We start from the raw sequence: 264 nt of genomic DNA, 5'->3' as shown, positions 1-264 counted from the left end.
GCCTCCCGTCAGGTCGAAGCTGGAAACATTGAGCGGCTTGATGCAGCGCGCGCGCATCGCATCGTTGCCGGCCACGAGCGGATCGAGCGCCGGGCGCGCCTTGCGGCAATCGTCGACGACGTACTTGCAGCGCGGCGCGAACAGACAGCCGGACGGGCGATCATCGCGGCCCGGCACCATGCCCGGCAATGCGGCAAGGCGACGCGCCCCCTTATTGTGCTCGGGAATCGCCGCGAGAAGCGCTTCGGTGTACGGATGATGCGG

At 68.2% G+C, this 264-nt stretch carries 1 protein-coding gene; it reads right to left on the bottom strand.

Annotated elements, in window-relative coordinates; genetic code table 11:
• On the bottom strand, positions 1–264 hold a 264-nt coding region (locus SB751_RS31670; protein ID WP_410749229.1), incomplete at both ends, for an oligopeptide/dipeptide ABC transporter ATP-binding protein.

Origin of the sequence: Cupriavidus sp. SIMBA_020 (genome assembly GCF_046535395.1) — a bacterium.
Classification (GTDB): domain Bacteria; phylum Pseudomonadota; class Gammaproteobacteria; order Burkholderiales; family Burkholderiaceae; genus Cupriavidus; species Cupriavidus campinensis.
The sequence above is the reverse complement of the archived record's forward strand: the minus strand, read 5'-3'. Positions and strand labels throughout refer to the sequence as shown.